The 15,296-nt window shown below is 43.8% G+C and carries 14 protein-coding genes; 10 read left to right on the top strand and 4 right to left on the bottom strand.

Annotation, left to right across the window (positions count from 1 at the left end):
• Positions 1-48: 48 nt before the first annotated feature.
• The gene (locus tag ACMXYP_RS15115; RefSeq protein WP_415882460.1) at positions 49-1,260 is read right to left on the bottom strand and encodes a flagellar assembly protein T N-terminal domain-containing protein; all 1,212 of its coding nucleotides are present in this window, start codon (positions 1,258-1,260) and stop codon (positions 49-51) included.
• A gap of 215 nt (positions 1,261-1,475) precedes the next feature.
• On the opposite strand from ACMXYP_RS15115, the gene ACMXYP_RS15110 reads away from it, so the two are divergent.
• Entirely contained in the window at positions 1,476-2,201 is a 726-nt protein-coding gene (locus tag ACMXYP_RS15110; protein WP_415882459.1) for a FlgO family outer membrane protein, read from the top strand.
• 8 nt (positions 2,202-2,209) lie between these two features.
• Positions 2,210-2,695: an LPP20 family lipoprotein gene (locus ACMXYP_RS15105; RefSeq protein WP_415882458.1), complete on the top strand. Its 486-nt coding sequence runs from the start codon at positions 2,210-2,212 to the stop codon at positions 2,693-2,695.
• A gap of 64 nt (positions 2,696-2,759) precedes the next feature.
• Here ACMXYP_RS15105 and ACMXYP_RS15100 read toward each other — a convergent pair whose 3' ends face one another.
• Genes ACMXYP_RS15100 through map form a run of 3 tightly spaced genes read right to left on the bottom strand, consistent with a single transcriptional unit; the run spans position 2,760 to position 6,615 of the window.
• Complete coding sequence (locus ACMXYP_RS15100) at positions 2,760-3,050, bottom strand: DUF1244 domain-containing protein (protein WP_415882457.1); 291 nt, start codon at positions 3,048-3,050, stop codon at positions 2,760-2,762.
• 50 nt (positions 3,051-3,100) lie between these two features.
• Complete coding sequence (locus tag ACMXYP_RS15095) at positions 3,101-5,800, bottom strand: [protein-PII] uridylyltransferase (RefSeq protein ID WP_415882456.1); 2,700 nt, start codon at positions 5,798-5,800, stop codon at positions 3,101-3,103.
• Positions 5,801-5,841: 41 nt separating this feature from the next.
• Positions 5,842-6,615, bottom strand: coding sequence for a type I methionyl aminopeptidase (gene map / locus ACMXYP_RS15090; RefSeq protein WP_415882455.1), 774 nt, complete (start codon positions 6,613-6,615; stop codon positions 5,842-5,844).
• Between the two features lie 244 nt (positions 6,616-6,859).
• On the opposite strand from map, the gene rpsB reads away from it, so the two are divergent.
• The 8 genes from rpsB to bamA all read left to right on the top strand — a co-directional run bounded on the left by rpsB (position 6,860) and on the right by bamA (position 15,294).
• Entirely contained in the window at positions 6,860-7,594 is a 735-nt protein-coding gene (rpsB, locus tag ACMXYP_RS15085) for a 30S ribosomal protein S2 (protein ID WP_415882454.1), read from the top strand.
• Positions 7,595-7,702: 108 nt separating this feature from the next.
• Positions 7,703-8,563 carry a translation elongation factor Ts gene (gene tsf, locus ACMXYP_RS15080; protein ID WP_415882453.1) on the top strand — a complete coding sequence of 287 codons (861 nt, stop codon included), beginning with the start codon at positions 7,703-7,705 and terminating at the stop codon, positions 8,561-8,563.
• 97 nt (positions 8,564-8,660) lie between these two features.
• Complete coding sequence (gene pyrH, locus ACMXYP_RS15075) at positions 8,661-9,419, top strand: UMP kinase (RefSeq protein ID WP_415882452.1); 759 nt, start codon at positions 8,661-8,663, stop codon at positions 9,417-9,419.
• Positions 9,409-9,966: a ribosome recycling factor gene (gene frr, locus ACMXYP_RS15070; RefSeq protein WP_415882451.1), complete on the top strand. Its 558-nt coding sequence runs from the start codon at positions 9,409-9,411 to the stop codon at positions 9,964-9,966. Before pyrH ends, frr begins: the two co-directional genes overlap by 11 nt.
• 40 nt (positions 9,967-10,006) lie before the next feature.
• Positions 10,007-10,768: a polyprenyl diphosphate synthase gene (gene uppS / locus ACMXYP_RS15065; RefSeq protein ID WP_415882450.1), complete on the top strand. Its 762-nt coding sequence runs from the start codon at positions 10,007-10,009 to the stop codon at positions 10,766-10,768.
• Positions 10,761-11,570, top strand: a complete 810-nt coding sequence (locus ACMXYP_RS15060) for a phosphatidate cytidylyltransferase (RefSeq protein WP_415882449.1) — start codon at positions 10,761-10,763, stop codon at positions 11,568-11,570. Before uppS ends, ACMXYP_RS15060 begins: the two co-directional genes overlap by 8 nt.
• Before the next feature lie 10 nt (positions 11,571-11,580).
• Entirely contained in the window at positions 11,581-12,936 is a 1,356-nt protein-coding gene (rseP, locus tag ACMXYP_RS15055) for a sigma E protease regulator RseP (protein WP_415882448.1), read from the top strand.
• 39 nt (positions 12,937-12,975) lie between these two features.
• Positions 12,976-15,294: an outer membrane protein assembly factor BamA gene (bamA, locus tag ACMXYP_RS15050; RefSeq protein WP_415882447.1), complete on the top strand. Its 2,319-nt coding sequence runs from the start codon at positions 12,976-12,978 to the stop codon at positions 15,292-15,294.
• Positions 15,295-15,296 lie beyond the last annotated feature (2 nt).

Here is a 15,296-nt window from a genome sequence, read left to right as displayed (position 1 = left end):
GAGCGTATTATTGGGTTCGAGTGCATTCCTTTCTTAATCTGCTTTTCGTTAGCGAGCGATAGCTAAATCGCCAGGCCTGATATTGTATGACGCAGCTGCGCTACTGATGTGGCCAGAAGCTGAACCCATTTGGACGTCATCAATTACCAATGTTTGTTTGGTATTGGTTAGTTGAGTGGTTGCTTTCATATCTGGTGAGTAATAAGTGGACTTGCGGTAAATTGTAAGTTTGTCGCCTCGTTTCAAGCCCTGCTGCTTACCAGAGTTAATCCAGATATTTCGGTCTTCAACTTGAGTAATCATGGTAGAGAAAGGCTCGCAAAGTAATTCGTGTTGAAGTTCTTCAAGAATGGTTTTCTGGAGCTGTTTAACTTTTTTTCCATAATCCTGTTTGAAAAATCCAGCAGTATTGAAGCCTGTCTTAATTGTGCGATCTAGATTCCAGAGGCCAGCAGTTTGATAGTGTTTTTGGCTGACCAAGTGTCCAGTCATACCATCATGGATAAATAGGTCTATTTCAAAGTTTCGTAAGTGCCTTTTACTTTTGTAATCCAAGGTGTTGTAAAGGTCGATTAGGTAGTTTTTTTCAGCGTGAGTACGCGGGTCCATCATCGACATATCGCGGATAACGCCGGAAACAACGTAGTTTACATTAAGCTGGCCCGCTGTTTGTTGCATGCTGGAAAGCGCACCATCATCCAGCTGATTGGTTGGAGCGAATTCTGGTTGTGGGTGAAGGTTTAGACGGCCGGCGTTATGGGCAACAAAAGACTGTTTGTTATTCATCAGTTGTGCAATTTGAGCAGGAAAAACATTGCTCACAGTCCCTAAACCACCTAGGTTGGCTTGTTTAAGTTTTAGTAGAGGGAAGGCGGTAACAGCAATTGACTTTGTATAACTGTTACTTACGCCGTTGTGACATCCTTGATCAATCAGCACATCAGCCCGTATGCGGATAAAAAGGGTATTACCAACGACCTTCTCATCGACTATCTCTATATTGGATACTTGGCCTAAGGTGCTGATCTGCATATTGTCGATTTCTAGGATGCCATCGCGAACGACTTGGCTGCTAGAAATATACACGGCGGCTTGCATAGAGGCTTGTTGTGAAGCATCTCGAATGGCAGCTTCTCGAGCAGAGTTTATATCTTTGTTAGCAATAATAGCTTGGCCTTGAGCTTCAACAACAACTGCCTGAGCTGAAAGGGGCAATAGAAGTAGGCAGGCTAAGATTAATTTTTGCACTAGATTAAACATATCTCACCGTTGACCGATTACTTACACTATAAGTAGATAACTTAAATAACAGATGTTGGAGCTGTGGGCATCTTATCTCAGGGCGCTTAAAGCTGACAGTATGTAATTACAATATGATTGTAAATCATTGTATAAGGTCGCGTTTTGTATTGCTCCCTATACCTAGATGATTATGTTAGATTGTGGTGCGTAACCTTTGAGTTTGGAAGATCAGGATGAAAAATATTTTACTGCTGTTTGCGATCGGATGTTTAAGTGGTTGTATGCAGCAAACGAATAAAGATGCTGGGCCAGAGTCCGTGCATATTGAAAGTATGAGTCCTGAAGTTGTTGCGGAGCTGCATAAGCTAGAAAAGGCGCATATCGCAGAAAAGGAAGCGCTGCTGGAAAAAGAGCGTGCTATGTTACAGCGAGAGGTTGTGCAGGTTGATGTTTCTCCAAATGGTTTGGATCCTCTCAGTGAAGCTGTTCAGCAAATGGCTGTACAGATGACAGCGGGTTTGCAGCAGAACCGCGTTAAAACATTCCCAATGGCAGTCATTCCATTCACAAATTTACATAATGAGCGCAAAGTTGGACGTTTTGGTGAGCGTATAGAACAAGCGTTTATTTATCAGTTGCAGCAGCATGGTTATAACTTGATTGACTACCGCGCGGCGGGGTTAACAACATCAACCAAACAGCCGCTATCGAAACAGAACCTGTCAGGCCTTAGAACACGCTACAAATTGTATTTCTTGGTGACTGGAACTTATGCGCAACATTCTGATGGCATGGTGATTAATGCCCGAGTGATTGATACGACGACTCGGCAGGTATTGGCAACTGGGCAGAGTCATGTGAGTAACGCTCGTTTAGAGGGCGGATTGCCTGGGTATAATCCTCTCAAAGCGTTAAATGAAGATTTGATTATTGAAAATGGAAGTGGGCCGGTTAGGTAAATCATCAGATGAAAAAAGCATACACAAATTTTTTTCGTAAATTAGCTGGGCTGTTTTTATTGGTGCCGGTTTTACTTCTTCAGGGGTGTGAAACGGCAGTTGAGACGACCATTGATATGGTTGAAGCATTACCGGATGTTAATTTCCCAACACGTGTTGAGGAGCCGAAAGAGCCTAACTGGGTGAGAGCGACGGGCTATGCACCGATTAGCTTGCAGCCAGGGAAAAATCGTCAGCATAAAATTTTGATGGCGATGCGTGCTTCTAAGTTACGAGCTTATCAAGAGTTGGCGGGTGTTGTTCATGGTCAGTATTTGTTTGGTACCACTTCAGTGCAAGATATGGTGCTGCAGAGCGATCAGTTTAAAGCTGCTGTCTCTGGGATCGTTAGAGGAGCAAGAGTTGTGAAGACTTATCCGGTGCAAGAAGATACTTATGCAACCACTTTAGAGGTGGATCTAAATCAGGTTCAACGAGCCTGGATTAGCCGCTAAATAGACAATAAAAAAGGGAGCTGATGCTCCCTTTTTTATTACCTAAGTTTTAATAGTTAAGCGATTATTTTTGAGTCGCTTCGAATGCTGCCATCTGCTCTGGTGTGGCTTTCTTTTGGTATTTGTCTTTCCAAGTGTCGTAAGGCTCACCGTATACCAGCTCTCGCGCAGCATCGTAATCGACTTCATGGCCGCGCTTTTCCGCTTCAGCTTTGTACCATTTGCTCAGACAGTTACGGCAGAAACCCGCCAGAATCATTAGATCAATGTTCTGTACATCTTTACGGTTGTCTAAGTGCTCTAGTAGACGACGGAATACAGCCGCTTCGATTTCATTTTGCGTTTGTTGATCCATGTTTTCCTCACTTTCTCTTAGTGCCTCGATTACCTGAGGCTACGGCTATATTAACGTTCGTGTTGGATATGTTCATCCAGCTGCTGGCAGATCTGATCCTGAAGGGTCTGACATAAGTCAGGATCTGAGACTGGCAGGCCTTGTTCGTTGGTGATAAAGAAGAAATCTTCTACACGTTCACCCACGCTCGCGATCTTCGCTTTACGTACAGACAAGTTATGTTCCGCGAAAATGCCACCAATGCGTGCAAGTAGACCTGGACGATCCGGTGTAATTACTTCTAGTACGGTCTGTTGAGCAGCTGGATCATTGCTTACATAAACTTGTGTTGGTGTAGCAAACAGCTTCATCTGACGTGGAACGCGTCGCTGGATAATGTCCGGGTAGTCATCTGGGTCATCTAGCTCTTCAATTAATCGTTGCTTGATTGACTGTAGATGGCTCGGGTTCTCCGACAATGGCGTATTGTCATCTGAAAGCACTGTATAAGTGTTAAGGACCTCGCCGCTATCTGTCACAATAATACGTGCATCTTGGATGTTGAGGTGTAATTGATCCATTGCCGCTACAGTGGCTGCAAAGAGGTTTTTGATATCTTTGCTGTAGATAAAAATCTCTGTTGCGCCTTCAAATACACGGTGAGATGTTTGGCGAATCAGGATCAGCGGCTCATCTGCTTTTGTATGTTCTAGAATTGCCTTGGTGTGTTCAGCGATGCTTTGGGCGGTCTCTCTAAGGAAATAATCATCTCCTATTGATGACCATAAAGTGTGTATATCGGTTTTCTCTACGCCTTGTCGATCCAATAGAATCTGAGCTTCGTGCTGAATCTGTTCGATACGGTCTTCTTTATTGATTGGGTTCTCTAAGCCACGACGTAGAGCGCGTTTAGTGTCGGTATAGAGTTTACGCATCAACGTTGCGCGCCAGCTGTTCCACAGCGTGTGGTTGGTAGCATTGATATCGGCGATAGTCAGCACGTAAAGATAATCAAGATGTACAATGTCTCGTACTTGTTGCGCAAATGTGTGGATGACTTCCGGATCTGAAATGTCTTTGCGTTGAGCTGTCATAGACATAAGTAAGTGGTTACGTACGAGCCAGGATACTAAATGGCTGTCCCACTTGCCTAAATGGTGCTCATCGCAGAATTCGAGTACGTCTTCAGCGCCTAGCTCAGAATGATCGCCGCCTCGACCTTTGGCAATGTCATGGAAAAGACCGGCAATGTATAGCAGTTCGATTTTGGGTAGCTGATTTACAATGCGATGACAAATTGGGAATTCTTCTCGGTAGTCGCGATGTCTGAATTGTCGGCACTTTTGAATCACCTTCATGGTGTGTGCATCAACGGTGTAGATATGGAATAGGTCGTGCTGCATCTGACCAATAATGCGGCCAAATTGAGGTAGGTAGCGACCCAAAATTCCGTATCGTGTCATTCGTTTTAATTCGGTGGAGACTCGCTCTGGGGAGCGAAGTAGTTCCATGAAGAGGCTGGTATTGCGAATATCCTTACGAAATTCTTCATCAACCTTGTGTCGATTGTCTCGAATTAAGCGGATAGTCGAGGCGCGAACACCTTTAATGGATGGATTTTGTGCTAACAGGACAAATAGCTCCATCAGGGCAAAAGGTTGGTGTTCAAAAGTGTTTTCGTGAGTGACTTCTAAGTAATCGTTGTGAATCTGGAAACGATTGTTTAGAGGGATGATCACTTGCTCTTCATCTGCTCGAAGGATTGCTTCATCGAAGTGTTGCAGTAGCATGTCATTGAATTCTGACATGGTCATGGCGATACGATAGTACTTGCTCATGAACTGTTCTACGGCAAGCTTGCCCTCTTCATCTTTATAACCAAAGAACTCAGCCAATGTTCGCTGGTGATCGAACAGTAGACGGTCTTCGCGGCGGTTGCAGAGCATGTGAAGTGCATAACGAACAGACCATAGGTACAGCTCGCCTTTATTTAAAATATCTAGCTCTGTTTCGGTTAGGAAGCCATCTTCAACCAAGTCGCGAATATAGGTGGAACCGAAATGTCTTTTGGATACCCAGCCTATGGTTTGTAAATCACGTAGGCCACCAGGTGAATTTTTAAGGTTAGGTTCTAGGTTGTACTCAGTATTGTTGGTCTTCTTGTGGCGTTCTTTCTGCTCTTTTTGCTTAGCTAGAAAGAATTCTTTATCGGTCCAAGCGCCTTCCGATGTCACCCTGTCATACATCTGTGTGTGTAGATTAGGATTGCCTGTCAGTGTGCGAGATTCAATCAGATTAGTGGCGATCGTAATATCACTTTGTGCTTCTTTATAACATTCGCTGAGTGTTCGAACGCTGGAACCTATATCTAAATTGATATCCCAAAGTGTGGTTAAGAATGCGCTGATTGAATCGTGTAGATCTTCAGCATTGACCTCATCATCCAAGAGGATTAGTAGGTCAATATCTGAATGCGGGTGCAGTTCGCCTCGGCCGTAGCCGCCAACAGCAATAAGCGAGATCTTATCTTCAGGCCAGGGGTATTGAGACCAAGCGACTTGTAAGATGCGATCAATTTCCCACGCACGGCCGTAGATTAGTTTGCGGATATCCTCTCCAGCCTTGAAGCGATCATCAAGGCTGGTTTTTATCGTGCACAGCGCCTCTTTGTACACTGGGATAGGGGAGGTTGCCTCCGCTAACTTGGTTCTAAAATCATCGATGTCGATGATCTCTTCTTCGGCTAGTTGCTGGTGGAGGGTGGTCGACATCTTAGCATTACCCGCTTTGTTTATTTCGCGTAGTGAATGATTTACTGAAGATTCTCATCAGAACGGAGGGTTAGAATCTCGTAACCATCGGCAGTTACTAAGATTGTGTGTTCCCATTGTGCTGATAAGCGACGATCAGCTGTTTCAACAGTCCAACCATCCTTCTTAGATAGTTTAACTTGTCGTTTTCCTGCATTGATCATTGGCTCAATTGTAAAAATCATGCCTTCTTCAAGAATCTCACCAGTGCCTGCTTTACCGTAATGCAGAACTTGAGGTTCTTCGTGGAATTCAGCGCCAATGCCGTGGCCGCAGTATTCGCGAACCACAGTATAGTGATTTTGTTCTGCATGGGTTTGGATTACGTGGCCAATATCTCCAAGGCGTGCGCCCGGTTTAACCAGTTTGATGCCTTTGTACATGCATTCCAACGTTATATCGACTAGGCGGCGGGCATGAGGTAGTTCCTTGCCCACAAAAAACATTTTGCTGGTGTCGCCGTGATAACCATCTTTGATTACCGTGATATCAACGTTGATGATATCGCTATCTTTCAGTTTCTTGTCATTTGGAATGCCATGGCAAACAACCTGATTAACTGAAGTACAGATAGATTTTGGGAAGCCATGGTAGTTAAGCGGTGCAGGAATGGCTTGCTGCTTGTCAACAATGTAGTCATGACAAATTTGGTTCAGCTCATTTGTGGTGACACCCGGTTTTATATATGGCTCGATCATTTCGAGAACTTGGGCAGCTAAGCGGCCTGCAACGCGCATTTTCTCGATCTCTTCAGGTGTTTTAATTTTGATGCTCATAAGCTGTCAATTGTCCTGTGAAACCGCCAGAAGCGGTGTATTAAAATTTAACTGAAGGTGATTGTAGCAATCCTGCTGCAGGAATAGAAATAGGCTTTATATTATTGGGTGGTTATGGTATAAATCCGCGCTCAATTTGCGTAAGCAAAAATATATATCACACACGTTCCGACACAACGTTCAGGGTGCCTTCGGGTTGGATGTTGGGGATCGTGGAGGTTTAACCCAATTTTAGGAAAATATAATGGCTAAAATTACTATGCGTGACCTGCTTAAAGCAGGCGTTCACTTCGGTCACCAGACTCGTTACTGGAACCCGAAAATGTCTAAATTCATTTTCGGTGCTCGTAACAAGATTCATATCATCAACCTAGAGCACACTCTACCTGCACTTAACGGTGCACTAGATAGCATCCAAGGTATGGCTTCCAACAAAAACAAAGTTCTTTTCGTTGGTACTAAGCGCGCTGCTAGCAAAATCGTTAAAGAAGAAGCTACTCGTGCAGGTATGCCATACGTAAACCACCGTTGGTTGGGTGGTATGCTGACTAACTACAAAACTATCCGTCAGTCTATCCGTCGCCTACGCGATCTGGAAGGTCAGAGCCAGGATGGTACGTTTGAGAAGCTAACTAAGAAAGAAGCTTTGATGCGTCAGCGTGAAATGGAAAAGCTAGAGCGTTCTATCGGTGGTATCAAAGAGATGGGCGGTCTGCCTGACGCTTTGTTCGTAATCGACGTTGACCACGAGCGTATCGCAGTAAATGAAGCAAACAAACTGGGTATCCCAGTTATCGGTGTCGTTGATACTAACAGCAACCCAGATGGCGTTGATGTTGTTATTCCTGGTAACGATGATGCACTGCGTGCAATCCAGATTTACGTTAAGTCTGCAGCTGATGCTTGCCTTGAGGGTACTGAAGCAACTGCTGGCGACAAAAACGAATTCGTTGAAGTTGAAGAAAAAGCAGCTGAATAATTCTGCTGGGAATACGGCAACGTATTCTCTTTGACTTTATAGAGGGGGCCTTGCCCCCTTTTTTGGATTTTTTGATTAACCCGCGATTATTTTATAGGGGTATTCGATATGGCGAACATTTCCGCTGCAATGGTTAAAGATCTGCGTGACCGTACTGGTCTAGGCATGATGGAGTGTAAAAAAGCACTTAAAGAAGCTGGTGGCGACATCGAAAAAGCGATTGAAGAGCTACGTAAAGCTTCTGGTATGAAGGCTGCTAAAAAAGCAGGTCGTACAGCAGCAGAAGGTGTTGTAGTTGTTAAAGTTGCAGACGATAGCAGCTACGCGGTAGCAGTAGAAGTTAACTCTGAAACTGACTTCGCTGCACGTGATGAAGGTTTCCTAGCTTTCGCGAATGTTGTTCTGGACAAAGCGTTTGCTGATAAAGCGACTGACGTAGAAGCGTTGATGGCTGGTGAACTAACTGATGCGCGTGATGCATTGGTTCAGAAAATCGGTGAGAACATCGGCGTGCGTCGCGTATTCCTAGTTGAAGGTGGCGTTGTTGGTGCTTACGTACACAGCAACAACAAGATCGCTGCACTTGTTCAGCTTGAAGGCGGTAACAACGAAACGGCTAAAGACATTGCAATGCATGTTACTGCTGTTAACCCTCAGGTTGTTAACAAAGAAGATATGCCTGCTGAAGTTGTTGAAAAAGAGAAAGAAATCATTCTTGCGCAGCCAGATATGGCTAGCAAGCCTGCAGAGATTGCAGAAAAAATGGTTACTGGTCGTATCAACAAGTTCTTGGCTGAAAACAGCCTAGTAGAGCAAGCTTTTGTTAAAAACCCAGATCAGAAAGTTGGTCAGGTAGCAAAAGATGCTGGCGCTACTGTATCTGCATTCACTCGTATCGAAGTGGGTGAAGGTATTGAAGTTGAAGAAGTAGACTTCGCTGCAGAAGTTGCTGCTCAGCTTAACGGCTAATAAGCTCTAAAGCTTATGGATTGCGCATCTAACCCATGCGCAATCCCCTCTTTTCTTGCTACACTCTCCTGATCCCAATTTCTGTGGAGATATACGGATGCCAACCACCGAGAAACAATCAAAATATAAACGCATATTATTGAAGCTTAGCGGCGAAGCCCTAATGGGTGACGAGAGCTTTGGTATAGACTCAAATGTCCTGAATCGAATGGCCCTAGAGATCGGTCAGCTAGTAGGGATTGGTGTTCAAGTCGGTATGGTTATCGGCGGTGGTAATTTGTTTCGTGGCGCAGCGCTAAATGAGGCTGGGTTGGATCGTGTTACTGGCGACCATATGGGTATGCTTGCAACTGTTATGAATGCATTGGCTATGCGCGATGCATTGGAGCGTAGCAATATAAACACTAGAGTAATGTCGGCTATTCCAATGAGTGGTGTAGTGGATCATTACGACCGTCGAAATGCGATGCGTTACCTTAATCAAGGTGATGTTGTAATTTTTGCGGCGGGTACAGGTAATCCTTTCTTTACAACTGATTCTGCTGCTTGCCTTCGTGGTATAGAAGTGGAGGCAGATGTTGTGCTGAAAGCAACCAAGGTTGATGGTGTATATACGGCAGATCCAGTTAAGGATCCTACAGCGCGTCGTTACCGTCATCTGAGTTATGATGAAGTTTTAGAGCAGCAACTGGGTGTTATGGATCTGACTGCGATTTGTTTGACGCGAGATCATAATATGCCAGTGCGTGTATTTAATATGAATAAACCAGGTGCTCTTGCCAACCTTGTAGTAGGTAGTGACGAGGGCACTTTGATCGATTGCAGTGAAACGGTTGGAGAAAAATATGCTGAATGAAATCACTCAGGATGCTGCCGAGCGCATGCAGAAAAGTGTTGATTCTCTGGTAACGAACTTTAAGAAAATTCGTACTGGTCGTGCACACCCAAGCATTCTGGAGGGAATTCAGGTTTCCTATTACGGTTCTGATGTGCCTTTGAGCCAGGTAGCTAATATTTCCGTTGAAGATGGTCGTACGCTATCTATCGTGCCATGGGAAAAGCCAATGGTGCCTGTAATCGAAAAAGCGATTATGACCTCTGATCTAGGTTTGAACCCAGCAACTGCGGGTGAAAATATTCGTGTTCCAATGCCTCCGTTGACTGAGGAAACGCGTAAGGGTTATATCAAACAAGCGCGTCAGGAAGCTGAGGGTGCACGCGTAGCTATTCGTAATATTCGTCGTGATGCAAACGGCGACCTTAAAGATCTTTTGAAAGAAAAAGAGATTACTGAAGATGATCAGCGTCGTGGTGAAGATCAGATTCAGAAAGTTACGGATAAGCATGTTGCAGAAGTGGATAGTCTTCTGGAGCAGAAAGAAAAAGATCTAATGGAAATTTGATCGAAGCAGCGGTGCTGTAAAGTGCCGCTGAATTATTTGCATGACATCAAAAAACAATTCTTCAGAAGTTATTACTAATACGCCTCGGCATATTGCCATCATTATGGATGGGAATAACCGTTGGGCAAAAGAGCGTCGACTACCAGGCTTGGCAGGTCATAAAGCGGGTGTGGATTGTGTCCGTTCAGTCATCGAGGGCTGTGTAGAGTTAGGTGTTGAATCCCTGACTTTATTTGCTTTTAGCTCTGAGAATTGGAAGCGACCTCCGTTGGAGGTTAAAGGTCTAATGGAGTTATTCAAGCTGGCATTGGATCGAGAAGCGAAGAAGTTATTAAAAAATAATATTCGCTTACGAGTTGTGGGTGATAAAACATCGTTTAGCGATTCGTTACAGAAAAAAATTCATCATGTTGAAGCTTTGACTGCAGGTTGTGATGGTTTGCAGCTTAATATTGCTGCAAATTATGGTGGTCGTTGGGATATTACCCAGGCTGCTCGTCAACTGGCTGAGAAATGCCTTGCTAATGACTTATCTCCCTCAGAAATCACCGAAGAATCACTAGGTAAATGCATTAACCTTTCTGATCTGCCTGAACCGGATCTATGTATTAGAACGGGTGGGGAACAGCGCATTAGTAATTTCTTGATCTGGCAGTTTGCTTATACTGAATTGTATTTTTCGGATGCTTATTGGCCTGATTTTGATAAAAAGCATTTGAAAACAGCAGTCCAAGATTATAGCGGTAGACAGCGCCGTTTTGGTAAAACCAGTGAGCAGGTAGAGGCGGAGCAAAATGCTTAAACAGCGAATATTAACCGCGCTAGTGCTTGCTCCTTTAGCGTTGCTGGGAGTGTTTGCTTTACCTTTATCATCCTTTCTTTATTTTATGGATGTTGTGATTCTCTTGGGCGCTTGGGAATGGGCAAATTTATCCGGATATCAAAGCCGTATTCAGCGTTTCATGTATGTCGGTTTGATGGCAACGATTCTTGCTGGTCTGCATCTTTTTTATACCAGTATTCCTGTTGAACTTATCTTGTCAGGAGCACTCTTAGGTTGGATGGTCGCGTTTCTATGGGTGGTGAAATATCCGCAGAACACTGGTTGGAGTGCTAGTTGGAAGCGCGCTTTAGTCGGTTTGGTAGTATTGGTGCCTAGCTGGATTTCATTTGTTGGGCTGAAAGGTTCAGAAAACGGTGAGATGTTAATTTTCCTGTTGTTTCTTTTGGTTTGGGGGGCTGATGTCGGTGCGTATTTCTCGGGCAAAAATTTTGGTCGGGTAAAATTAGCGCCTAGTGTAAGCCCTGGTAAAACGCGCGAAGGTCTTTACGGAGGCTTGGTCGCCTGTGTCTTTATTGCGTTAGGATTCGCGTTATACAGTGATTTTGAAGTGCTTCAAGTTATGCTTCTTGTTGTGCTTGCCACTGCAACAGGATTGATTTCAGTACTAGGAGATCTATTTGAAAGTATGTTGAAGAGGCATCGGGGTATCAAAGATAGTAGTCAGTTGCTCCCAGGGCATGGTGGTGTTTTAGATCGTATCGATAGCCTGACTGCAGCTTCGCCTTTGTTTGTGCTGGGTATGCAGTATCTAATTGTATAGTGAGATTGCTATGGAACTGTTACATACCATTCTTGCCACAATCGTTACCTTAGGGATTTTAGTTACAATCCATGAGTGGGGCCATTTTTATGTGGCCCGTCGTTGTGGGGTGAAGGTTCTACGCTTCTCTGTTGGTTTTGGTAAAGCTTTTTATACTTGGAAAGATCGTCAAGGTACTGAGTATGCGATAGCCAGTATTCCTTTAGGTGGCTATGTCAAAATGCTGGATGAGCGTGAGGGTGATGTGCCTGATGAACAGCTCTCCCAAGCCTTTAATCGTAAGCCTGTCATTCAACGTATCGCTATTGTTGCCGCAGGTCCTCTTGTAAACCTTATTTTTGCTGTTTTTGCATATTGGTTTCTCTTTATTTATGGCGTATCTGCAGTCGTTCCTGTGATTGGTGCGGTTCAACAAGGGTCTTTGGCTGAAAATGCTGGTCTACCTATAGATTCGGAAATAGTGGCTGTTGATGGTCATGAAACTTTAAGTTGGGACGCTGTTAATTTGCGACTTGCTTCGCGTGTTGCTGAAAGTGGGGAGCTAAGCCTTAAGCTACGTGAAGAAGGTACAACTCTAGTGCAAGAATACAGAATCGCATTGGACGAGTGGAAATTTGACGTTGATAAGCAGTCACCGGTCTCAGCTTTAGGGCTAGTGCCTTGGCGTCCTCATGTGCCAGCAATTTTTGGTAGTTTTTTGGAGAATGGAAGGGCTGCGGGTTCAGGCTTGAAAGCTGGTGATGAGGTTCTTTCAGTCAATGATGTTCGGGTTCAAGATTGGTTATCGTTTGTAAGTGTGGTTAAAGGAAATCCAGAACAAGCGTTGAACCTGAGAATAGATAGAAACGGGCAGGAGTTCTTTGTTAAGCTTACGCCTGCTCTGAAAATAACTGATGATGGTGAGAAAATAGGTTATATAGGGGCGGGCACTCAGCAAGTTTCTCTTCCTGAAAATATGGAAAGGCAGATAAGATATGGTCCAATTGAATCTATCTTTATGGCTTTCGAAAGATCTTGGCAACTGATCGGTTTGATTTTCGACTCTATATGGAAAATGCTGACGGGCGATATGTCAGTAAAAAACTTGAGTGGTCCTATTACCATTGCTAAAGTTGCCGGTTCTTCTGCATCGCTGGGTGTTGAATATTATATTGGTTTTCTTGCTTATCTGAGTATCAGCTTAGGTATATTAAATTTACTGCCAATCCCTGTCTTAGATGGCGGACATTTGCTTTATTATGCTGTCGAATTAGTGACAGGGAGGCCTGTAAGTGAGAATATTCAGCTCCTTGGCCTTAAAATTGGTATGGCTATGCTGCTTTCATTGATGTTTGTAGCATTATTTAATGACTTTATGCGGCTGTGACAGCTGTTTCGATTATTTATTACGGATTAGACGCACTTCATGAAACGTGGCATTGGACTTCTGGTAGCGCTCTTTTTCTGGGTTTCTTTCGCTCAGGCAAATACATCATCTTTCGTTGTAGAAGATATCCGTTTAGAAGGATTGCAGCGCGTTTCTCCAGGGATTGTGTTTAGGAATTTTCCTGTTGCAGCAGGTGAACAAGTAAACGCTCTGTCATTGTCTAAGGCAACTAAAAAGCTATTCGCCTCTGGTTATTTTGACGATATCGAGTTGTTGCGTGATGACTCTGTTCTTGTTTTGCGTTTACAAGAGCGTCCGTCGGTCAGTTTGATCAAGCTCGAAGGTAACAAAGTTCTAGAATCCGAAGCGTTACTGGATGGTTTGAAACAAACTGGTTTGCAGGAAGGCGATGTCTTTAAGCGTTCTACCCTAGAGCAAATTAAACAGGACTTAGTGCGTGTATATGCTTCTCAGGGTCGTTATGGTGCGAGTGTTAGTACTGATGTGGAGAGTTTGCCTGGTAATCGTGTTGCGTTGAATATCAATGTAAAAGAAGGTCGTGTCGCAACGATTCAACACATTAATATTGTAGGCAATACGGTTTATTCTGATGAAGAGCTTAAAGAGTTATTCTCTTTAAAACTGCCAAATTTCTGGTCCTTCTATAAGAAGGATGATCGTTATGCGCGTCAGAAGCTTACTGGTGATTTGGAACGAGTACGTTCTTATTATCTAGATAGCGGTTATGTAAACTTCTCTATTGATTCGACTCAGGTGTCTATCACTCCCGACAAAAAGAATGTCTATATCACCCTAAATGTGACTGAAGGCGAAAAGTATACTATTCGTGATGTCGCTGTTGCTGGTGAAATGGTAGTGCCTGAAGCTGAACTCTTAAATGCGGTTCGTGTTGAAGAAGGACAGGTATTTTCGCGTCGTTTGATAACAGAATCTCAAGACGCCCTAACAAAGCGTATTGGCGATGCAGGTTATATGTTTGCCAACATCTCGCCAGCTCCGGAATTGCATGATGATAATACCGTCACTGTAAAGTTTTTTGTTGATCCGGGTAAGCGAACGTATGTTCGTCGTATTAATATTCGAGGTAATACGCGTACCGCGGATGAAGTTATTCGTCAGCATTTGAAGCAAATGGAAGCAGCAGTTGCGTCGAATGAATTAATCGAACAATCCAAGCAGAGGCTTGAGAAAACAGGATACTTTAAAACAGTTGCTGTTGAGACTACGCCAGTGCCGGGTAGTAATGATTTAGTTGATATTGATTACCGTGTTGAAGAACAGCAATCTGGTTCTTTCTCCGCGAGTGTTGGTTTCTCTCAAAGTTCTGGCATCATCTTAGGCTTTAAACTGCAGCAGGATAACTTCCTGGGTACAGGTAAAAAAGTCGGCATTGGTATTTCTAACAGTGACACATTGACTGAATATTCTTACAGTTTCGTAGATCCTTACTACACAGTTGATGGTGTAAGTCGTGGTTTTAATGTTTACTACCGTGAACGTGATTTTGACGAAGATAACGCCAGTGCATTCTCAACAGATGAGGTGGGTGGTGGTGTAAACTTTGGCTATCCAATAGATGATTATCAACGTTTAAACTTTGGTGTGAACATTGAAAAAGTAACCATCAAAACTAACACCACTGAAACGCCAGATGAAATAAATCAGTACCTTGCTGATGAAGGTAATGATTATCTGAACCTGAACCTGACTGGACGCTGGAGCTCCAATCATCTAAACCGAGGTTTCTTCCCGACTAAAGGTTATTCGCAGAGCTTATCTTTAGAGCTTGGTCTCCCTGGTAGTGATTTGAGTTACTACAAAGCACAATACAACGGCAAATGGTATTATCCTCTGACAGATGATCGCTTTTGGGTTCTATCCCTGAAGGGGCGTGTTGGCCTTGGTGGTGAGCTAGGTCAGAATGAATATCCATTCTATAAGCATTTCTTTGCCGGTGGTTTGAAAACGGTTCGAGGTTATGAACAAAACTCTCTAGGTCCTCGCGATTCTAAAGATGATCCGTTTGGCGGCGATGTTTTAATTACTGGTGGTGCAGAATTTATTTTCCCAACGCCTTTTGTAAAAGAAAGAACATCTTGGCGTACACTTTTGTTTGTTGATGCCGGTAATGTATTTGATACTGATTGTTCGTCTGTTTCCAAACCGGGTAACTGTACAGATGGCGTAGAACTTGATGAGCTGAGACTGGCAGCTGGATTTGGTTTGAGTTGGTTGACGCCAATTGGACCATTGTCCGTTGCCTTGGCTGCACCTCTAAATGATAAAACTGGTGATGAAACTGAAGTGTTCCAGTTCGCATTAGGTCAAACTTTCTAAGG

The organism is Neptuniibacter sp. QD34_54, assembly GCF_047778055.1.
In the GTDB taxonomy this organism is placed as follows: Bacteria; Pseudomonadota; Gammaproteobacteria; order Pseudomonadales; family Balneatricaceae; genus Neptuniibacter.
The sequence above is the reverse complement of the archived record's forward strand: the minus strand, read 5'-3'. Positions and strand labels throughout refer to the sequence as shown.